Raw genomic sequence first — 20,362 nt, forward strand, 5'->3', positions numbered from 1 at the left:
AGTTTCTAGACCGCAAATATTCGCTCGGCTTGGCTCGATGCAAACCTTTTCCGATGGATGAACCCTTCTATCACTAGGGCAAGAAGGAGCCGGCGTGGCGCGACCAAGCTGGCGAGGGACCAATGAGTGAGCGAGATGAGATCGATCATCTAATACGTTCTGTGACCGCGGCCAGAAATCTTTTGAAAGACTACATCGGGCCGGGCTCGCGAAGTGCCGTTGATCCAGTCGATCGGCTGATCGACGTGCTCGACGATCGGGACTTCGTTGCCACGCTGGATCGGCTCTATCGGCGCAAAGTGATCCGATTGATCGAATGACGAAAAAGCCGCCCGGGCATGACACCGGCCGGCATCCTGATGCGGCTGCCGGCTCCAAGTCCGGTGCCGCAGCATTCTTGGATAGGCTGATCGAGCTTGGTTAGCGCATCGTTAATGCGCTCGCTCGTGCTGTCGATCCGACCATCGGAGCAATCCCCAGATTTCAAAGTGCTAAGAGGACGGCGATCACCAAACACCACTAACATACTCGTATACCGTCCACGGTGGGTTTCAGGCCACTTCCCTGAATAAACCATTCAGGACGCATTCATTAGACTGCTTCTAAATCGCTTGTTAGACGCATACGTTTGGCAAGTAGGTGAGAAAATGTCCTTTGACCCGATGGCCGCGGTAGTTGATTGGCTAGATGCTTATCGCTCAGGCGACCTTGAAAGTATTCTCGGCCTTTATGCCGAAGCCGCTACGATCGAATGTGGTTGCGGCGGCGCCACGACGATAAATGGTCGCGAGGCTTTACGTGCATATTGGGAGCAGCGCCTAAGAGATTCTCCGGCCGCGGACTTGGACAATCTCGAACCGGCCCGTGATGGCGTTGCCATTACTTACGTTTGCCACGGCTCAAATATCCGGGCTGACTTTGAATTTGATGCTGCTGGCCAGATCACCTTCCAAAAATGCGGCCCGCCAAATTAGGGCCACTTGACCGCGCAAACGCGCTGAGGGTCATCAGGCTAGTCGAATAAAAAGCCCGGTCACCGGCGCCGAGCAAGAGCGGCTGCAGGCTAATCGCGGGTACCTACCCGACTTCATCATCTGGCGGTTTTTTTTTCGCTGCGCCAATCGGTGTTTGCCGTGTCGTCGTAGCCGCTTCTATTACTGTAGAACATCAAGGCCATCAGGCCGCATCCAATAACGAGTGAGAAAACCGTCCCGAGCGCCAAGGCGATCCAACCATGGATCGACATCTCAGCGTCCTCAGCTGACGTCCATGCCATCATCGACCAGACAATTGCGAAGAGCAGCATGGCGAACAGAACGATTAAAACGATGGCCTGACCAAAGTTAATCGTCCGGGATGGATTTTGCTCGCGCATTGCAACCTCCCTGTCGGCACCGTGCCTGTCCGGCTATTAGACACTCCATCGCGACGGATTACAAAAAGCCCGGCCTCCGTTCGACAGCCGGGCAAGTTCCGGAGGCAAACACGACCGGGTCACCCGCTCGTGGGGCTACCGGACGGTGACGCGCGCGATACCACCCACGCCGATTGCATTGGCTGCTGCTCGAGACAGATCGATGCAACGACCCTTGATAAACGGGCCGCGAGCCGTGATCCGAACTTTTACCGACCGATCATTGGCGTTATCATCGTGACGTGGCTGCCGAAGCGCGTGGTGCGGTGTGCGGCCGCCAGGGCGTAAGTCGAACCGTTCGCCCGAGGCCGTCCTGCGGCCGTGATAGCCATCTCCTACGCCGTATGGCTAGCGATGCAGTTTCCTCCTTGGTCATGGTGAGGTTGAGGGATACGACGCCTTCGAGGAAGTTCTGAGCAGCAGCAGGCCTGACGGAGAGCACGCACAGCCAGGCTGCCGCTAAAAGGCGGGTCATTGAGTTTCCATTTGTGTTGATGCTAGATTTTCCCGGCCGGAGCGATCCCAGGAAGCACACGCGACGGTCGGCCCGCTGCTCAAGGATTCGGCTGAGCATCGGGCCATTTTATTGGCTGCTATTTGATGGAACGAAATCTATTATTGCCGCTTTTTCCTGCGGTCGGCAGTTGTGTGGTGCTGTCGGCCGGGCTCGGCGGCTTCCCCACCCCCAAAACCCAACGCCGCCGAGCCTCCTATGATTGTACTCAGCTGATGTGCCCTGCGCCGCCGGTGACAGGCGATGGCGAAATCCGCTCCGCAAGCCGTGAGAAGCAGCTAACGAATTTCGCCGGTAAGGTTGAGTAGTTAGGTTAAGGAGCGGCTTGTGTTGTGAACATGAACGAAGGGCTTAGCGTCAAAAGTGTCGCGTGACGTTGCCGGACTTGTCGTTCGTACCGGCAACATTTCAATTGCGTGGCACGGGGTCGCTCAATTGCAATATGAGCGGCCCCACTAAGCTAGGCGGATGTTGACCGGAACGTTGTCGATCAGATCTGATTATTTGAGGAGCCGATGGTCGTTCTTCCAAGGTCATACACTCCGGTTTCCGTCGGCCCAGGAAGGATTCCAAGAAGTTTGTTCTTTCCGGCAGCTGGCGGATGATCCCTTAAGCTGTCGCCGGGCTCGGCGGCTCACCATGTCCCTCAACCTCAGGCGGCCGGGCCTTCCATTATGTTATTGGGGGCTTGATGAAGCGCCGCCGGAACGAAACCATTTGATCCAATTTTCACAAGCCGGCAGCCTTTGCAGAAGCTGTTGGCCGAGCTGAGCGGCATTCCGCACCGAGTTCAGTGAGGCGGCCGGCGGCGAAATCCCTCCGCCGCCGGGCCGATCCTTCCCGAGGAACGAATTAGTTTGTGCTGACTTTTCACGGAGCCGGAAGCTTTCCTCGGCCCGTCGTCGAACGGCATTCCTGTCTCATCTGGGCGATAGGATTCCGGATACTGCGGCACAAAAGCGTCGCCGCTCTCCATTTCGGTTGGGACGCTATGATCCCGAGGAGCGCCGAGACGCATTCGGTTCGGTTGAGCCAGCCCGAGCGTTGCGTGAGCTTGGCCTCGACGTTGAATGAGGGCCCATCCAACGAGCGTTGCGGCCAGAATGAGCGCAGACTTGGCCTGAGGACTTAGCCGGGGATCTCCCAGTTGGCGAAGGCCAAGTCGGCGTCAAACCTTCGGCGACGCGCGAAGGTAGGACCGGTAAAACTCCACGCTAGCCCGCTGAGCGCTTGACATCCCTTGGCGGGCCATTGGCCGCTCGGGATCGATATGCCGCGATAGCCCGATTGGACAACAGAAGGCGGCTCGTGATGCCCTCTCGCATCAGTCTGGCTACGTGAAATGTGAGGAACTGGTTAGCCTCACGAACATCTTCCAAGTCTCCCGAGCGCCGCAGAAAATCGAAAGCGATATCGACGGACTCATCAAGAAGCGCAGCGAGCGAGACAGTAGTCAGGGTCGCCTCCCGTTATGAAATTGCGAGCTCTTTACGCACGGTCGCGGCAGAGTTGCCAACTTTTTCGACAACGCTTTGCAACTCCTCCTTCGTAACCTTGAGGTGCTTGGTCCAGTATCGAACTCTTGCTGCGACCTTGCGGAGTTTTTTTTAAGATCGTCCATAACAGCCTCGATTCGCGTGTTAAACGGCGGACAGCGGCGTCAAGTTCCCGCCAAGACCGCTACAGACACATCTGGCGCCAGTCGCGCAGGTTAGCGCTCTGTAAAGCGTTACGATCACATAAAGGAGCCGCGCCAACCCAAAGGCCCGCGCGGCGAGTTCGTCTATGCAAGAGTTTGCGTGCATGCAAGGACGTGGGATCAAGAGCTCTAATTGAGCGTTGTTCCAAGCGACTGGTGGTGGGAAAGGTATGCAATTGCGACCCCGCTGCGGACCGGCTGAAGGTCGTCTAATTCCGAAGCCGGGTAGTCGTTGAGACGCCGTTCCCGGTAGGCCCGCAATGCGTCCCGCCTACAAATAATTTTGGTCCCGCTAAAACACCATACGGTTCCCGTCACGTTGCGAGCGTCGCGGGTGCGCCGCGAGCATGTGTCTGCCTTGACGTACTCCCCAATTACAATGGTTGCTTGATTGCCGGAGCAGTCCGGCGAATTTTGCGAGAATACAAGGAGGGAGCCGGTTAGCAGACTTGAACTCGCAGGGACGGCGTTGAGCAAAACGATGCCGCAGCTCGCATTAAGATCAGCAGGCACCGTGCAATTGCACCAGGCCCTCGCTCTCCGGCTCTGCCACGCGGCCATCAATGCCTACGCGACCGAGAAGAGACCCCTTGTCATTAGAATTTGCCACTTATTCCCGACTTCCATCGGAACTACCGTGTGTCTTCCTCGTTCACGATGACTACGAAAAATGGAGGAATTGATCATGAAGGCGCGTTTCTTATTTAGCACGGCGGTCGGCTTGGTGTTCGCCACCGCAGCAATTGCTCAGTCGCCAAGCGCGACAGCAACCTCCCCTAGCACACAACAAACGCAGTCCCCGAGCACCTCTTCGCCTACGACTCAGAAGGCACCCGATACGACCAACGATCGGTCCACGTCCACCTCACCAAGCACATCCACCAGCTCTTCGCAGGCGCAGACGACTGCTCCATCGTCGGCGGCCGGGTCTTCGACATCGCAGCCCCCGCAGGCGCAGACCAACACGCCGCCCGCAACGGCCGGCGGCCAGATGCAGGCTCCGACCAGCGGCGGTGCTAACGCTGCAGCGCAGCCAACGACAACGAGTAATACGGCGCAGTCTCCTTCTAACAACGCGGCGCAAGCTCCCTCGACGAACAACAATGCGCAGTCGCAATCGACCAGCGTCAATGCTTCCGTCAATATCAATGACCAGCAGCGCACGCGTGTTACCCAGTCGATTTCTCGGCTCAACGTGCAGCCTCTTAACAACGTTAATTTTTCCCTGACCGTGGGCACCTCTGTTCCCCGCGACACCCGTCTGCAGACGCTTCCCTCTGAGGTCGTCGAAGTCGTACCGCAATATCGAGGCTACAGCTTCTTTGTGGTGCGCGACGAAATCGTCATCGTCGAACCTTCGACCTTGCAAATCGTAACTGTGCTGCCGCGCTCCGGTGGATCAACGGCCGCCGCGCCTGCACCGGCCCGCTCCAAGGTCTCGTTTACCGACAAGGACCGGGACGTTGTGCGCAAGCACGTCAAGACAAGGACAACCGAGCGCCAAACGACCGGCAGTACGGCCAAGACGGTTATCCGCCGCGGCGAGCGTCTACCGGAAACGGTCGAGATTGAAGAATTTCCCGACGTCGTTTACCGAGAAGCTCCTTCACTGCGCGACTACCGCTACATCCACCGCGAAAATCGCACCTATCTGGTCGACCCCGGAGAGCGCGTGGTGATCGACGAAATTGACTGACACGACTTCACAAAGTGAATCGAGGCGGCCAATGGGCCGCCTCTTTCTCGCAATGTCATTACAAAGGCCGAAACCTCGGGTGCGATGGCTGTCATATGGGGGCTCGCGCACTTTTCCGTATTATATTTTGGCAGGTCTTACTCAGATTGACTTCGTGGCGTGTGCCTTGTCGGGCAGTGCAGCCAATTGCTGAAGCGCGATCCGACTGTTCAGCGCCGCAAAAGTCTCGCGCGTACTGAAGAAACTGACGGCCTCGTCAAAATCCTCAGCTTCTACAATTTTTGCTCGCGCGATCGCGAGGTCGGAATCGATCTGGCCACGGCTGCGTGGCTCATCAACCAGCGATCTCAAATGGGCCGCGCACAGATCCATGTCCTTACGCAATTCGTGCAGCGAGCTTGCGCCGTAGATCGGTGCCGCCAAGGCCAACTCTTTTGCGCGAGTCAGTACTTTCGGCGGTAGATTCTGTTCGGGAGTTGCGAATAAGCCGGCGTGCTGGCCTGGCTGCAGCGCGCGCGACGACACGATGGCCAGCGGCATCGACAGCCACAAACCTACGATTACCGGCGTCATCCACAGGAACAGCGGTATCGACACCGCATAAGCGCTAATCGCCATCAGTACACCGAACACGGTCGGTACCGCGTACTTTCTGACCACTTCGCGGATCGGGACAACGCCGTCGTCGCGGCGCTGAACCTGCCAGCCGGCATCCCGACCAAGCAGAATCTCGCCGACCGCCGACGATTGGAAGATCATCATCACTGGCGCGATCAGGCCGGACAGCAAAGTCTCGACGATGATGCCGGACAAAGCAAGAAAGCCGCCGCCGAACCGCGCTCGATTTTCGGCCTGGGTGAGCAGCAAAACGTAGGCAAGCAGTTTTGGTACGATCAGAAGACCCATCGTGCCGGCGAAGACCCAGGCCGCGCGAACCGGATCTTGGGCTGGCCACTGCGGAAACAGCGAAAACCCCTTTGCGAAATATTCCGGACGCACAAACTGGGCCTGCAGCGAGATGAGAATCCCGAGCACCAGAAACATAAGCCACAGCGGCGCAGTTAAATAAGAACCGATGCCGGTCAGGAGATGCAACCGCGAGACCCAATGAAGCCGTGGCGCTCCCAGCACAGCCAGGTGCTGCAGATTGCCCTGACACCATCGGCGGTCGCGCGCTGCAAAATCGAGGAGCGACGGCGGACATTCCTCGAAACTGCCGCCCAGTTTCGGTGCCATGTGGATCGCCCATCCGGCGCGCCGCATGAAAGCTGCTTCAATGAAGTCATGGCTGAGAATATGGCCGCCGAACGGCTTGCGCCCGGGAAGTTCGGGCAGGCTGGCATGTTCTGCAAAGGCGCGCACGCGGATGATGGCGTTGTGTCCCCAGTAATTGCCTTCCGAGCCGTGCCACCAAGCGATTCCGGAGGCGATTACCGGGCCGTAAAGCCTGCCAGCGAATTGCTGCATCCGTGCGAATAGCGACCGCGCATTGACAACGATAGGCAGCGTCTGGATCAGACCGACGCCGGGATGCTGCTCCATGCCGGCGACCAGGCGCACGATCGTGTCACCAGTCATGAGGCTGTCGGCGTCCAGGATGATCATGTGATCATACCCAGCGCCGAACCGCTTGACCCAATCCTCAATATTTCCCGATTTGCGCGCGGTGTTGCGCATCCTATGGCGATAAAAGATGCGATCGCTGGCAGTCTCGCGGCGCAGTTTCAAAATGGCTTTTTCCTCGGCCACCCAGATTGCAGGGTCAGTGCTGTCACTCAGCACGTACCAGTCGAACTGCGCGGCGTAACCGGTCTCCGATATAGATTCCCACATCGCCCGCAACCGCGCCGTGATCTGATGGGGATCTTCGTTATAGGTCGGTAACAGCATCGCGTTGCGGCTTGAGATCATCGCAAGTGGCGTAAGCGGTTCTATGGCGAGCGGATCCCGTGCGCGCATCAACAGTAGGACGAAGCCGGCCAGTGCCGACATGAACGAGAACGCGACCCAGGCGAACAGCAGTACGAAGAGCGCCAGTACCATGCCTTCGAGGATGGTCACGCCGCCGACCTTCAGCACCTCGAACATCTCGTAGCCGCCGGCCGCGGTCAGGGCCACGGTGCCGAGGAGGATGTAAGCGCGCCGCAGAACAGTCGGCATGGGCCTGAACTGCGCGCGTCGTTGGGAGGAAGCTGGCCCTGCGAGCCCATCCGATATCATCGTCAACGGCATCTCTGGCGGTAGAAACCTCTCGCCCGCGCCGGCCGGCAACGTAGCCGCAGGCACGGTAACCAACGGCATTTGTTTCTTCACATTCATGGTGTCCATCGATAGACCCAAACTTCGGAGATCGCCTGATCGTCCTGCATCAAAGAAGCGCGCAATTCGACCGGCGCCTTACTCTTGACCGGCATCTCGAAACTCAGGCGCCAGCCGCCGTTTTGCGGATTCCGCTGTGTTACGATATTGCGGATTTCAGCCTTTTCGGCCGTGACAACACCTTTGATCTTGGTGGGATCGATGGATTTGAGCTTGTCGCCAATCAGATCGAGCACAAATAGCTTGGTATCGTCCCCGCGCGCACCGATGCCGCTGCGTGAAAAGATCGCCAGCGCCGACGGCTTCGGTTGATCGGGCCCCCAATGCAGGCGGTAGGTAAACGCGAGTTCGCCCTTTGCTGGAAGCGGGTTTTTCGGACGCCAAAAGGTACCGATATTGTCGTGAATCTCTTCCTTGGTCGGAATTTCCAGCAGTTGCACCGATCCCTCGCCCCAATCGCCAATCGGCTCCACCCAGAGACTGGGGCGCCGTTCGAAACTTGATTCGAGATCCTGGTAGTCGGAGAAGTCCTTCTGCCGTTGCATCAGTCCAAAGCCGCGCGGATTTCGGTCTCCGAAAGAGCTGATCTGCAGATCGCGCGGGTTATGCAGGGGTCGCCAGAGCTGCTCGCCTCGCCCGTTGAAAATTGCCAGACCGTCGGAATCGTGCACGGCAGGGCGGAAATCGTCCACTTCCTTGCGGTCGTTCGGACCGAAGAAGAACATGCTCGTGATCGCCGCGAGGCCAGTGTTTTTTATTTCCACCCGCGGGTAAATGACCATTTCTACATCGAAGATGGTCGTATCGCCTGGCCGGATGGTGAACCGATAGGCGGCCGCGGCACTTTCACTGTCGAGCAACGCATGCACTACGATCGAGTTGGCGTTGGACGCCGGCTTCTCGATCCAGAAGGACTTGAACTGTGGGAATTCCTCGCCGGCCGCCTCGCCGGTGTTGATGGACAGGCCCCGTGCGGACAAGCCGTATACTTGGCCTTTGGCCACCGCGCGGAAATAGCTGGCGCCGAGAAAAACGCAGACCTCGTCATAGTAATCGGGCTTGTTGATCGGGGCATGCAGCCGGAAGCCGCCGAAGCCTAAGTCGGCGCCGGCCGGCGGGGGCGGCGTAGCGCCAAAGGAGAAATGCTCAGGTTGATAAGGGACTTGGGTCGCCTGGCCATTGGCCACTTCATAGATATCGACGCGATTGGTGTAGAACGAGCCACGATGAAAGAACTGCACCTCGAAGGGCAGCTTCTCGCCGCGCCACAAAGCCTTCTCCGGATTAAAGCGCAGCGCGCGGTATCGGTCGTAGTCCAGATCCTTGAGGGAGTCGGGCAGCTTGTTGTCTGGCGCCTTGAACGCCTTGGCGGCGGCTTCCCGCGCCATTTGCCGCACCACGGCGGCGTCGAACGGCACAGGCCCGGGAGCTGCGCGGGCGCTGCGCGGGATAATCGTCATCAATGGCAAAGCGGCCGAAGCGCCGAGAAGTTGTCTGCGGTTCAAGGTGTCTCCAAACGCCAGAGTGATATGCAATAACACGCGCTGCACCATCGAGTTCCGCGAGCTGGAACATTCAGCGCTCTGCGCTTGCCTTGATTGCCGGTGTTTCCCGACTCTACCTCACTAAACGCTGGCGTTTCCCAACCCGCGCTCGGCCGGTGTCAAATGCCAGTCGACGGCGCGCGAACTGACCATAGACGAGTAAAAATAGCGCTGTCCGGTTGTCGATAGACGTTGAATCACTCGGTCCACGCCGTGCGACGGCGCTAAGTCACCATTCAATGCGGTAGCCAAGACGCCCCCTGCCGGATGACTCACGAAAACCCTCAAGATCAGCTTTCAACGACGGACGCAGCGCTTCGACGATGCTGCATTGATCCGCATTAGTGCTGCCAATTTATCCCGCCGGTTGTTCATAATTCCCCGTCGCGTAGCCCGGTGTCTCGCATCGGCCGCCTGACACGCCACACCACTCCGCCCTGACTGCTGAGCTTGACCTCCGGTGAAAAAAATGGCCCGCCGAAGCGGGCCATCGTTGTTATCGGGAACGACCGTACAATTCGCGCTCCTTGCGCACCTGCCCCGCATCGTAGGGCGGGCTTGCCGGGTCATACCCGCTCCAGCCCGACTTCTCCCAGGCCACACGGCGATCATTGAGATTGACTGACGATGGGCTCATCAGCGCCTCGAGGCGCGCGCGATCGGCCTCGTTGACCTTTGCCGAGACCAACGTGCCGCCGCGGCGAACGCCTTCCGCGTAAAGCGGTGCATCTTCCTTGGAGACGCCAGCCTCGGTCAGAGCACCAACAATGCCGCCGGTTGCTGCTCCGGCGGCAGCGCCGACTGCCGTGGCGGCAAGCCATCCTGCCGCGACAACTGGTCCAAGGCCAGGAATTGCAAGCAGCCCTAGTCCGGCTAGAAGGCCCGCAGCGCCGCCGATCCCTGCACCGATTCCGGCACCGGTGCCGGCTGCTTCGGCGCGATCATCGACGCCATCACCGTCGCGGTCCTTCTTGCCGTCGAACCAGCCCTCGGAGTTGTTGGCCACGATACTGATGTCCCCATGAGGAACGCCGGCGGCCTCAAGGCTTCCGACAGCTTTCTGCGCTTCCGTATACGAGTCGTACAAACGTGAAATGGTCACGGTCATGAGATTACCTTCCGGTTACTTTGCTGCGTTGACGTTGCCCTGGAAATCGACGCTGATCGCACTGGTCGAGCCACCCTTGGTCGCTTTGCCGCGCCATACGCCGTTGTCGTCTTTTTTCAGTTCGGTGACGTTCGTGTAGCCAGCCTTTTCGATGGCACTCTTGGCCTGCCCCTCGGTGAAGGAGTTGCGTCCGGCGACCGGCGCATTGGAGTTCTTCTGCTCGCTGTTGACGGCATTGTTGCCCGGACGATCTTTTGCCGCCGGGCTCTGGGCATGGGCTACTCCCGAGATCAGGAGAGCGGCGACACAGATAGTCGAAACGCGTTTCATAGGTCCCTCATAGGTTGGTGTTTGGGATCCTCCAACAAGCTGTTAGCTGACGCGTTCCATTGATTGCCGAAAAAAGGCCTGGACCTACGATAGCGGCGCGACATCCCTTGCTTATGCCATTCTTTCCCGTAACGGCGGATCATATGGCCGGCTTGCGTGCCTGTGTTTGACTCACCGCCACACCATGATCGGGAACTTTCGGCAATTGCGCGGATTGATTGATTGCGTCTCGCAAATTTTGCAATTGGAGGATACGCCATGAAAACACTTTATCTCGCCGGAGCGCTAGCTGCTTTCGCTTGTACCTCGGCCTTCGCTCAAACGACGACGGTTTCCAGCGACTACTACGTGGTGCGCGATGCCACCACCAAGAAGTGCACAATCGTTGATAAGAAGCCAACGACCACGACAACGACGATTGTCGACAACGGAACGTTCAAGACCAGAACGGAAGCCGAAACCGGCATGAAGACCATGAAGGTCTGCACAGAGAACTGACGCGCGTCAGCACCCGTCACTTCGATCGGTGACGGGTGCTGTGCCGACCGGTCACGGTATCGCGGTTCCGATTAGCGAGAGTCGACGCGACTAATCGCAAGGATGCGCAATCGCTTGTCCAGCGCTCCACGACGTCTCGCGCTTGCAGCACATGTCGGCGCGGCTCGCGCCTTAGCGAATGGCAGTGCCCAGCCGCCTTCGCGCGTAGCGGAAAGCGGGACACGCATGAATCGATCACTCAATGGGTCCCGTTGCCGAAGTGCTAGCGAGTGGGCATCACGCCTCTGTTGCAATTTCAGGAGCACATCGATCGATTAAGGGAACCTTCGTCCGCGTGACACATCCCTCGCAGCGAGCGCCAACGCTAAGCGTCGTTCTAAGTTAAGCCTGCGATCTTCTATTGGCGGCTTGAAAATATTATCGCGAGCGACCACGCCTCGATGCTCGTCGGCTTGGATTGCATCGATGTTGCAATCTTCGAACGTGCAGTACGTGAAAGCGACGCTGGTGGTCCCCTCATCGAGCAGTATCTGGCATTTGACGAACTCACAGCAGTCGTATCTCAGGAAAACGGGACGCCCGCGGAAATCCAGTACCCTTCCCTGAAATCTCGTTTGGTAGATGACGTGTTCGTCCGCACCATCGTCTGTGTTCATTTCGCGCCTAGGATTTCTGTTTATAGTTCGGTTATGCATTAGTCGGCTATCGGTCCCACTATTTTCTAACGTCAGAAAATCTGACCTTCCACCAGCTCATAGCGGTCAATCCCGGCATGGAGCGTCAGCCGCCTCGGCGATGTCGACAAACAATTCCTCCGACGCCGGATACGCGTCCAAATCCCCGCTCTCTATATGCAGCCTTCCTCCTCGGCAGCAATCGAGATACCAGGATTTCCCGCTCGTCCATTTCTGCCAGTGCTCATAATAGTCAGCACCACGTTTTCTGAATCACATCCAATAGTTATGATAGGTCATATAAGTCAATGTATTGGTGAGTACCAACTTGGCGCGCGGTCCCCGATCATTCGGTTAGAAATCGTTTCCCCGCCTTCCACACGGTCGACGGAAAATGTCGGGATAAAGCGGCAATTCGACGGAACGACCTTAAGTGTTGGCAGTTTTCACTCCGCCAACACACCAGGAGGACGATCATGAAATTCATTTCCACGGCTGCCATTGCAATCGCTTCGCTGGCCTACTTCTCGCCTGCCCTCGCTCAGAATGGAGCGGCGGGCGGAGCCGTCGGCGGCGCAATCGTCGGTGGCGCCGTCGGCGGCCCTGTCGGTGCCGCCGTTGGCGCTGCCGCCGGCGCCACGGCAGGCGGCATTTCCGAGGCCAACCGTCCCCGCTTCCACAGCTACGTCACCGAGCGTCGTCACCCGTCATACCGGTATGACCGCGAGCTACGCGTCGGTGCCGTATTGCCCGACAGCGACGTCACCTATTATGAAGTTCCGCGAGAGTACGGTTCCACTGCCTATCGCTACACGGTGGTCAACGATCGGACCGTACTGGTCGACCCGGGCACCCATCGTATTGTCGAAGTGATCGACTAAGCGCGCTTTTCGAGGCGGGCCGAAAGGGCCGCCTCGACCAGTTCGATGCGTCTTTGTGGGAGGATCATCTTGCCCATATTTCAATATTTCGTGTGGGTCGGCGCCGTACTGCTGGGAGTTCTATTTGCCATCGGCGAAAGCGACAGCTCTCCGACAAAAAGCTCCTCCGCAAAGGGCTGGAGGCCCACCGATTCACTGCGCAGCATGGCGCATCATCGTCAGCCGGAAGACCCGCCACGTGCCCGGGACGCGGCGTTTCGCATCGTCAAATAATAGATCGGAGGCCCCAAGCCCTGTCTATTCAACGTGCCGTTCCTAGAGACTTAAGCAGGTCGTTGCTTTGTTCAGGAGTTGCTAGAGGTGGATGACTTCCAGCTAATGACGATCATAGCCGAGGCTATTAGCACTTGTGCTATCGAGAACCGCAACGGAGAAAAATTGCCGATAACGAGCGAACAAGCGACCTGCGTTGCAAAGGTAGTGATCACGGCTCTCTCGCTGGCCGGTTTTGAGATCACGCCGATGGCAAAGACGGCCGGTCCAACCTAATCCGGCGCTGCCAGCGGTAGGCTGCACCGGATTGTTGTCCATCCGTCGGCACGGATGTAGTCAAACTTTCCTTCTAAGGCGCGGAGGCGCTCCTGCATCCCCGTCAGGCCCCGGCCGAATTTCGGCTCTAGGGGCGCCCTCGCACCATTATCGGCAACCTCGACCAGAATAGCTTCGTTCGTCACCTCGGTCTTCACGCTCATCTTAGACGCACCGGCATGTTTCAGGACGTTGGTGATGCCTTCCTGCAGCAAACGGTATACGGTCTGAGCGACCACACTGTCCGCCGTGACGATCCGGGGATCGATCTCGAATGTCACGGCCATTTCAGGCACCTGCGTGTGTACGTCACGCAAAAGCTTTTGGATGCTAGCATCGAGACCCAGCTCTTCGATGAGCATTGGTCGCAGCCGCTCAAGAATGCGGCGGTTGGCGATTTGCAAAGCCTCCACCGCCTGCAGCACACGCTCCTCTCCCATGGACCGGTTGGTGCCGCTGCCGCAGTCGTCGATCATAGCAGTAACGTTAGCCCGGATAGCAAACAGAAGCGGACCAAGTTCATCGTGCAACTCACGCGAGATGTCACGTCGCTCCTCATCTTGGATGGAGATCATCCTTCGTAATAGACTTCGGTTCTCTGAACTGAGGCGACCGAGAGTCAAAGCAAGCTCGTTCACGGACAAGCAGCTTTCCCGAACTTCAGGGGGGCCGGAACAATCGACTTTCTTCGAGAAGTCACCAGTGCGGAGCCGTGCCAGCCCCTCAGCGAGATCGCGTAAGGGCTGCAGCGCTGCGCCAATCGTCACAAACGACAAGAGGCCGGCAAGCAATGCCATGCCGACGAGTGACCCGAGAAGCGAGAGAAAGCCGATCCATTTCTCGTAGATCTGCGCAGAGAGATCTGGTTCGAAAATAAGATCGCCGACCCGGCGACCTTGGACCAGGACGGGAATATGCTGCGCAAGGTCAGGCACGAACAGCGCTTTCACGAACCATTCCGGGACCCTGCCGGACGTCTTGCCCTGCTCCGGTGCATGCACCTCGCCATCACGGCGAAACCGGATCGCGTCCGCAGGTGTCGAACCGAGCTGATCGACGAACGCCGCAAGGATTGCGTCGGGTCTTGTGGAGGCCGCGAGAGCGGCGTTCAAACCCGCCGCGACGGTGATCGCCGACCGCGCCGATGGCTCGTTTTCCTCCAAAATTTGATCCGAGGAGAAAATCCATAGCAAAGCGAGGCCGGCAATCAGGGCGCTCAGAAACATGCCGCCCAGCAGCACGCAAATGCGTGCACGCAGCGACAAAGTCGTCCACATTGGAATCATTAAATTGGTCAACCCGGCACCATTCCTCTGGTCAAAGCGTTGAAATCCAATATGCATAGCATAATTGCGAGATTGTCCCGCCGATGGCACAGCCTGTGAAGCTCCTGATTGTCGATGACCACCCCGTCGTGGTGTCGGGCTGCCGTTCGCTGTTTGCGTCGGACCCTACAATATCCATCGACGAGGCGGTCGATGAGAAATCGGGGCACCGCGCCTATCTATCTAAACGGCCCGACGTGACGATCATCGACATCAATCTGCCGGATCTTTCCGGCTTCGAGTTGATGCGTCGTATCCGCAAGGATGATCCCGACGCGCGTATTATCATGTTCAGCATGAATGACGATCCAGCCTTTGTGGTCCGAGCCATCGAGCTCGGTGCCCAAGGCTATGTCTCTAAGGGCGACGATCCGCGCCTGCTCATCAAGGCAGTACGCAAAGTGGCTGCGGGTGAGAACTTCATTTCTCCGCATCTCGCAAAGACAGTAACGTTCTCAGGCGCTGCTATCCGGGCAAATCCGGCCACCAGCATGTCGGCCCGGGAACTGGAAATTCTTCGGCTCCTCGGCCGGGGCGACAAGATCGTTGAGGTCGCCGACGCGCTCGGCATCTCCTACAAGACGGTAGCAAATACCACGTCCCTACTGAAGCAGAAGCTGGGCGCACGGAACCACTCCGATCTTATCCGTATAGCCGTCGAGATGGGCTTAAATTAGAGTTCTTCACGATCAAGTCTTGGCCACTTCTTTCGGCACAGCTCCCATCAGCCGCAGGCTAAAGCCTAAGGACGTGGATCGACAAGTGGCTAGCGTTGCTATGACATGGGAGAAAGTGCCGCCACAGTCTTAGGGAGGCGCGACGCCTGTCGCCGGATCCGCGCGAAATTCACTGCGGAAACGCTGCTGCATTGCGTGCGTGGGCCAGGCGCGGAACGAGTGGCGGACGCTTAATCGCGTCCGCCGGACTTATCACCAATGATGACGATGACCGCGGCCGCGGCTCCAGCCGTAATGATGTCCGCGCCCGCGGGACCAGCCGTAATGATGTCCGCGTCCACCACGATGCATGTGGCCATGACCATGACCGTGGCCGCCCTTTATCTCGATCGCATCGCCCGAAGCTGTCATCGGCGCTAGCGGCATAGCGGCCACGGCCGCTCCACTTCCCGCCGTCAGCAAAAGGGCCGCGACCCCGGCGATCATCATCCGTTTCATATTGCTCTCCTTTGACCGCACCATGCGGCCGTTGACACAAGTTCCCGGGTTGCGATGAGTTCCTGAGCTCGGCGTTACGAAGACAACTACTGGCATCAGTGCGCCTTCTGGAATATGGCGCCACCCGTATTGCTTCTTTTACCCGGAATCGTCATCCAAGAACGGAACCAAGAAACTGCTTTCGCTGTTGTTGCGCAAGACCGAATGAGCGGTCTCGACAGTGGAGGTCATAAAATGAATAGGAGATTGATGGGATCGGCTGCGGCCATTGCCTTGATTGCCACGACTGCTTTCGCTCTGGCGCAGGGCGGCGGCGCGAGCGGATCAAAGGGCGGCGATGCACCTGCCGCATCAGCACCGCGGGCCGGCGAGGCTCCTTCGACCAACATGCCCGCTGCAAAGGGGACGGCAAGTGACGGCAAGTCGATGACCGATTCCAGGTCTGCACCTGATGCCAAGGCCGCCTCCGACCAGAAGGCCGCGCCTGCCAAACCAGCAACGACCGCCCAGGATAAGCCTGCCGTCGCTCCGTCGGATAAAGCCGGGACCTCTGCGCAAGAGCGCACCGACACCAAGGGCGCGAAGTCCGCGACGGACACCAAGTCGACAACTGATACCAAGGCTGCCACTGACGCGAAGACCGGCGACGGCAAGGCCGGCTCCGCTTCTACGACGGGCAATGCCGCGACGTCTGCAACCGTTGCCCTTCCTGCTGAAAAGCGCACGCAGATCACTAGTGCGATCCGGCAAGAAAAGGTCGAGGAAGTTCGCAATGTGAACTTCAACATCTCAGTAGGCGTGACGGTACCGTCTACAGTGCGCGTGCACCCGCTCCCAACGCGAGTGATCGAAATCTATCCAGAATGGCGCGGATACGACTTCATTCTGGTCAATGGTCGTTACGTTATCCTTCGACCGCAGACGCATGAAATCGTCTACATCATCGAAGGTTAGGCCCGGCGCCGCCTTGTGGCGCTAGACACTCGTTCCTCGTTCACTCTACTGCCCCGGGTCCACATCCGCGGGCAGTTTTTTTTGGCCTTGTGCGGATCACTGCAGCTACAGCGGAACGATTGCCACTTTATCCCGTTGGCGTCGCGGTTGAACAAGGGAGCTTGAAGATGAAGTTATCAACTTACGCATTTGCCGCTGCCGTCGTGGCGACCATAATTACCCCGACCTTTGCGAGTGCGCAGGACGTGCGCGTTCGCATCGGCGAGGATCACGGAATGTCCCGCGACTATGACCGCGGCTACCGCGGCCCTCGCGCGGAATATCGCCGCGATCATGGATGGCACCGCGGCTGGCGCAATCGCGACCGGGTGGTAGTGATTAAGCAGCGCCGTCATCGTTGGGATTGATCCTAGGAAGTGGCCCGCTTGGGCCACCTCCTCCCTTTCTGACAAGGTTATCCGCATGACTTTTCTAAAGACATTCGATCGACGTGCAGCTGGCTTAATCATCTTCGCTGGTTCCATCACGTTAGCATTTGCGACCCAGGGCTCCGCGGTGCCTAATGCCCCCGCAGGAGCTTCTGACGCGCTAATCGCATCAGGCAGAGCGCCTATGGACCAAGACGCCGCACGGGTTTCGCAAACTGCTGCCGATAGCGTGTGCGAAAAGCAAAACTGGCCATACTACTCCGAAGAATGCCTGCGCGGCGAAGGCGGCGGATCCGCTCCGCGTCAAGTTCACCTACAACCGGCTGCTGTCGAGCCGGCGAAGCCGACACCTATCCTCGCCTTTACAAACACCGCCGAGCGCAAGCCAACTGAGTTCCGCCAAGTCACAGAAACGCCCCGCCGGCGTAAGATGCGCCAGACGCCGCACTATGCAAGCCGGCGCATTTCAAGGCCACAAGTGATGCAACGTGAGGATTCCGAGCAACTACCCTTGACCTGGTGAGCTTGCTACAGCGTTTGCGCGTAATGATTGTTGGGCTATTGAGCGTCACGTCATCCATGGGTGCCAAGAAATGTCGCGCCTGGCGCGCCCAAGCGCTCGAGCAATAAACTACCATCGCCTTGAATTTGCACGGCATGTTGTGGAAGGTCGCACCGGCAAATGGATTCAATAGTGTCAAACAACGAACGTCGAAGCGGATTTTCCCGTTTTTTTGGAGACCTTGCTAACAAGACTTCTCAACTCGCGGGTCGAGCCACGACGTTCATCGTCGCAGCCGCCGTCGTGATCATCTGGGCCGTGACCGGTCCTCTGTTCGGTTACTCGGACACGTGGCAGCTTGTCATCAACACGGGGACGACGATCGTGACGTTCTTGATGGTCTTTCTCATCCAGAACTCTCAGAACCGAGACAGCGCCGCCATTCAGGTGAAGCTAGACGAACTCATCCGAACGAGTGCCGCTCATAACTCATTCGTCGGCATCGAGCATCTGACCGACGAGGAATTAGAGGATATCCGGACCAAGTGCGAGGCACGCGCTGCTGCCGAGAAGGTCGGTGAAAGGACTGTGCAACGCATGGGCGAGAAAGCTCGCGAAGCCGCGGACGCCGCCGGGTCCTGATGGACGGATGATGCGGGTTCCGTCCTGGCTTCGCACCCCCTCATCGTAACTTTCGTCGTCGCCATGTCCATGCGCCGGCTCAGGACTAGACGACGCTCGGCATCCTGCCGACCCGTTCACGGGCCGGGGTGTCAAGCTCGCCGCAACCTACAACGAAGCAAGTTGGTCAATCCGCATCGGCTAGCCTCCGAACACGAACCGCAGGACTGTCACGATGGTCGCGGAAATGAGGAATGAAATCGCGAGCAGTGTCCAATTCGGCCTTGTGCTTCCTTGAGCCCATCCAGCGAGCATTTTCATGCCCGTCAACATTCGTCTTGGGGAAGCCGGCGCAGGTGCGCTATGCCGAAGCTGGCGAGTTCTTCGGTATCGCTTTCTCGCCTTTCACCCCTCCTGTGCAGATAGCGCTCCAGCAGGCAGCGGCGGCTGTCCTGTGTATCGACGTCGGGATGCGCCGCCCTGTACACCGTCCATGCTGTCTCTGCCGCCCTTCTCACCGCCACTTCGTCAACCATTCTCGCTCCGGCGATTGCTTACAGTCGGTGCCAACTCAGCACGACGGCGAAAGTTGCCAGTTCTTCCCGAAACGTCGGCCATAGCGGAGAAGCGCGCGGTGTGTCGCCGTAAATTGACGTTCAATAGATCAGTACATTTTTGTCCCGCAGCCCGGACTGGGCATCCATTTGAAAGATGGTAGCTCATCGTTTTGCTCCTCGACGGCCCGGAAGCGCCGCCGTGGCGCTGGAGGCTAAGGACCGCCGCGAACGATCAATCAAGGAGACAGCAGGCCGATTCGCCGTTTGGACGCGAGGTCGTTTTTACCGCCCGAAGGCCATCCCGATGGGCGCCTTCGGCCACAATCATCTTTTTCCCGGTTGGGGAATACGTTGGAGGCCGAGAAGACACAAGCGAGCGATGAGGATGCGCCGCAGCCCCTGGCGGCAGGTAGAGCCACCGTCACTTAAGGCCGCGAGCCTCAACGCGTCGGGAACAATAAGCAATATTCGAGAGTTTGAAAACGCAGGGCAAAAAAGTCGATTCATGCAGCAGACGGCCGAGCGATGCTTTTGAATACAGCGGTGAGGACTGCAGGCTCTGACGGTAACAAAACGAGGAGAAGAACGATGAATGGTTTGATTTATCTGGTGGGATTAATCGTCGTCATCTTGGCCGTGTTGTCATTTTTCGGGCTGCGCTGAGATGGTTAAATCGATTGAACCTGCCGAAGCTTCCATTGAAGTCCCCTCAAGGTATTTGAGCTGGACGCCCGTAATCCTCGGTGCCCTCATAGCGACCGCGCTTTCGTCAATTCTGCTGGCCTTTGGCGTAGCGCTCGGACTTGGCGTTTCATCCACGGCTCCGACTTGGCGGGACGCCTCCGCTGCGCTTTGGATATTGTCGGGACTTTATCTCATTCTCCAAGCCGCGCTGAGTTTCGGAGTGGGAGGCTATATTGCCGGGCGGACAAATGTCGGTCTCGCTGCTTTGGATACCGCCGAAATTGAACAGCGCGATGGTCTACATGGACTCGCTGCGTGGGCGCTTGCCGTTGTTCTTGGCGTGGCGCTTGCGGCCTTCATTGGAAGCGCGACACTAACGCGGCCGAACAGTAACGGATCGTCAGCACGCACCAGCGCTGCGGAGCCTTTGCTAAGCTACGAGATCGACCGCCTGTTCAGGCCCTTGCGTCGCGCCGCAAATGTAGACCTTCTGCAGGAACGTGCGGAGGCGGGAAGAATTCTCTTGACCTCGTCGAGCCACTTGGGAATGAGCAGCGAGGATCGATCTTATCTTGCTCAACTCGTTGCCGCGAACACCGGTCTCGCCGGCGCAGAGGCGGAAAAACGGGTCGATGCCGCGATTGCAACCTCTCAAGCGTCGATAGCCAAATCTCGACGGAGTTCAGTGATCCTGGCCTTCTCCGTCGCGGCGGCCATATTGCTGGGCGCTGTGATCGCGGTGGCCGCCGGCAGCGTCGGCGGCAGCCACCGCGACGGCGCAGCGATGCCGCATTGGATGGGTGCTCGCGGATCTGGAGCTGCCTATCGACGTGAGGTCGCGTGAGTTAGGT

20 protein-coding genes and 2 pseudogenes are annotated in these 20,362 nt (G+C 58.4%); 12 read left to right on the forward strand and 10 right to left on the reverse strand.

Features of this window, described 5'->3' with window-relative positions:
* The first annotated feature begins 122 nt into the window (after positions 1-122).
* Complete coding sequence (locus AB7783_RS16625) at positions 123-320, forward strand: hypothetical protein (protein ID WP_139069974.1); 198 nt, start codon at positions 123-125, stop codon at positions 318-320.
* 327 nt (positions 321-647) lie between these two features.
* A complete protein-coding gene (locus tag AB7783_RS16630; RefSeq protein WP_081422157.1) occupies positions 648-974 on the forward strand; it encodes a nuclear transport factor 2 family protein in 327 nt (108 codons plus the stop codon).
* 116 nt (positions 975-1,090) lie between these two features.
* On the opposite strand, the gene AB7783_RS16635 is transcribed toward AB7783_RS16630, so the two are convergent.
* From AB7783_RS16635 to AB7783_RS16645, 3 genes and pseudogenes are all read right to left on the reverse strand, one after another.
* Complete coding sequence (locus AB7783_RS16635) at positions 1,091-1,306, reverse strand: hypothetical protein (protein WP_441279710.1); 216 nt, start codon at positions 1,304-1,306, stop codon at positions 1,091-1,093.
* A 204-nt stretch (positions 1,307-1,510) separates the two neighbouring features.
* Positions 1,511-1,729 (reverse strand): annotated as a pseudogene (locus AB7783_RS16640) (RlpA-like double-psi beta-barrel domain-containing protein); the annotation flags it as partial.
* A 1,668-nt stretch (positions 1,730-3,397) separates the two neighbouring features.
* Positions 3,398-3,499: pseudogene (locus tag AB7783_RS16645) on the reverse strand (DUF3606 domain-containing protein); the annotation flags it as partial.
* A gap of 813 nt (positions 3,500-4,312) precedes the next feature.
* On the opposite strand from AB7783_RS16645, the gene AB7783_RS16650 reads away from it, so the two are divergent.
* Positions 4,313-5,323, forward strand: a complete 1,011-nt coding sequence (locus AB7783_RS16650; RefSeq protein WP_231079556.1) for a DUF1236 domain-containing protein — start codon at positions 4,313-4,315, stop codon at positions 5,321-5,323.
* 141 nt (positions 5,324-5,464) lie between these two features.
* Here the strand turns inward: AB7783_RS16650 and mdoH are convergent, their stop codons facing one another.
* The 4 genes from mdoH to AB7783_RS16670 all read right to left on the reverse strand — a co-directional run bounded on the left by mdoH (position 5,465) and on the right by AB7783_RS16670 (position 10,624).
* Positions 5,465-7,624 (reverse strand): glucans biosynthesis glucosyltransferase MdoH, encoded by a 2,160-nt coding sequence (mdoH, locus tag AB7783_RS16655; RefSeq protein ID WP_441279711.1) that lies wholly within the window; start codon positions 7,622-7,624, stop codon positions 5,465-5,467.
* 14 nt (positions 7,625-7,638) lie between these two features.
* Complete coding sequence (locus AB7783_RS16660) at positions 7,639-9,102, reverse strand: glucan biosynthesis protein G (protein WP_309943909.1); 1,464 nt, start codon at positions 9,100-9,102, stop codon at positions 7,639-7,641.
* 580 nt (positions 9,103-9,682) lie between these two features.
* A complete protein-coding gene (locus AB7783_RS16665; protein WP_068738739.1) occupies positions 9,683-10,294 on the reverse strand; it encodes a hypothetical protein in 612 nt (203 codons plus the stop codon).
* Positions 10,295-10,309: 15 nt separating this feature from the next.
* On the reverse strand, positions 10,310-10,624 hold the full coding sequence (locus tag AB7783_RS16670; RefSeq protein ID WP_068738741.1) for a hypothetical protein: 315 nt from the start codon (positions 10,622-10,624) through the stop codon (positions 10,310-10,312).
* 258 nt (positions 10,625-10,882) lie between these two features.
* Between AB7783_RS16670 and AB7783_RS16675 the strand changes: the two genes are divergently transcribed.
* The 3 genes from AB7783_RS16675 to AB7783_RS16685 all read left to right on the forward strand — a co-directional run bounded on the left by AB7783_RS16675 (position 10,883) and on the right by AB7783_RS16685 (position 13,226).
* On the forward strand, positions 10,883-11,122 hold the full coding sequence (locus AB7783_RS16675) for a hypothetical protein (protein ID WP_184511638.1): 240 nt from the start codon (positions 10,883-10,885) through the stop codon (positions 11,120-11,122).
* 1,150 nt (positions 11,123-12,272) lie between these two features.
* Positions 12,273-12,677 carry a DUF1236 domain-containing protein gene (locus tag AB7783_RS16680; protein ID WP_441278240.1) on the forward strand — a complete coding sequence of 135 codons (405 nt, stop codon included), beginning with the start codon at positions 12,273-12,275 and terminating at the stop codon, positions 12,675-12,677.
* Positions 12,678-13,037: 360 nt separating this feature from the next.
* Positions 13,038-13,226 (forward strand): hypothetical protein, encoded by a 189-nt coding sequence (locus AB7783_RS16685; RefSeq protein WP_139069975.1) that lies wholly within the window; start codon positions 13,038-13,040, stop codon positions 13,224-13,226.
* Here AB7783_RS16685 and AB7783_RS16690 read toward each other — a convergent pair.
* On the reverse strand, positions 13,223-14,608 hold the full coding sequence (locus tag AB7783_RS16690) for an ATP-binding protein (protein ID WP_441278241.1): 1,386 nt from the start codon (positions 14,606-14,608) through the stop codon (positions 13,223-13,225). The two genes, AB7783_RS16685 and AB7783_RS16690, sit on opposite strands and share 4 nt — an antisense overlap.
* A 26-nt stretch (positions 14,609-14,634) precedes the next feature.
* Between AB7783_RS16690 and AB7783_RS16695 the strand changes: the two genes are divergently transcribed.
* Complete coding sequence (locus tag AB7783_RS16695; RefSeq protein WP_081422136.1) at positions 14,635-15,267, forward strand: response regulator transcription factor; 633 nt, start codon at positions 14,635-14,637, stop codon at positions 15,265-15,267.
* 230 nt (positions 15,268-15,497) lie between these two features.
* On the opposite strand, the gene AB7783_RS16700 is transcribed toward AB7783_RS16695, so the two are convergent.
* On the reverse strand, positions 15,498-15,626 hold the full coding sequence (locus tag AB7783_RS16700; RefSeq protein WP_441278242.1) for a hypothetical protein: 129 nt from the start codon (positions 15,624-15,626) through the stop codon (positions 15,498-15,500).
* 343 nt (positions 15,627-15,969) lie between these two features.
* On the opposite strand from AB7783_RS16700, the gene AB7783_RS16705 reads away from it, so the two are divergent.
* From AB7783_RS16705 to AB7783_RS16720, 4 genes are all read left to right on the forward strand, one after another.
* Complete coding sequence (locus AB7783_RS16705) at positions 15,970-16,719, forward strand: DUF1236 domain-containing protein (protein ID WP_441278243.1); 750 nt, start codon at positions 15,970-15,972, stop codon at positions 16,717-16,719.
* Between the two features lie 167 nt (positions 16,720-16,886).
* Positions 16,887-17,126, forward strand: a complete 240-nt coding sequence (locus tag AB7783_RS16710; protein WP_439061883.1) for a hypothetical protein — start codon at positions 16,887-16,889, stop codon at positions 17,124-17,126.
* Positions 17,127-17,331: 205 nt separating this feature from the next.
* Positions 17,332-17,670 (forward strand): hypothetical protein, encoded by a 339-nt coding sequence (locus AB7783_RS16715; RefSeq protein WP_441278244.1) that lies wholly within the window; start codon positions 17,332-17,334, stop codon positions 17,668-17,670.
* A 159-nt stretch (positions 17,671-17,829) separates the two neighbouring features.
* A complete protein-coding gene (locus AB7783_RS16720; protein ID WP_068738758.1) occupies positions 17,830-18,291 on the forward strand; it encodes a low affinity iron permease family protein in 462 nt (153 codons plus the stop codon).
* Positions 18,292-18,596: 305 nt separating this feature from the next.
* Here AB7783_RS16720 and AB7783_RS16725 read toward each other — a convergent pair whose 3' ends face one another.
* Positions 18,597-18,806 carry a hypothetical protein gene (locus tag AB7783_RS16725; protein ID WP_441278245.1) on the reverse strand — a complete coding sequence of 70 codons (210 nt, stop codon included), beginning with the start codon at positions 18,804-18,806 and terminating at the stop codon, positions 18,597-18,599.
* Between the two features lie 685 nt (positions 18,807-19,491).
* On the opposite strand from AB7783_RS16725, the gene AB7783_RS16730 reads away from it, so the two are divergent.
* Positions 19,492-20,355 carry a hypothetical protein gene (locus tag AB7783_RS16730; RefSeq protein ID WP_439064756.1) on the forward strand — a complete coding sequence of 288 codons (864 nt, stop codon included), beginning with the start codon at positions 19,492-19,494 and terminating at the stop codon, positions 20,353-20,355.
* The last annotated feature ends 7 nt before the right edge of the window (positions 20,356-20,362 follow it).

The sequence above is a fragment of the Tardiphaga sp. 172_B4_N1_3 genome, assembly GCF_052076035.1.
GTDB lineage: Bacteria > Pseudomonadota > Alphaproteobacteria > Rhizobiales > Xanthobacteraceae > Tardiphaga > Tardiphaga robiniae.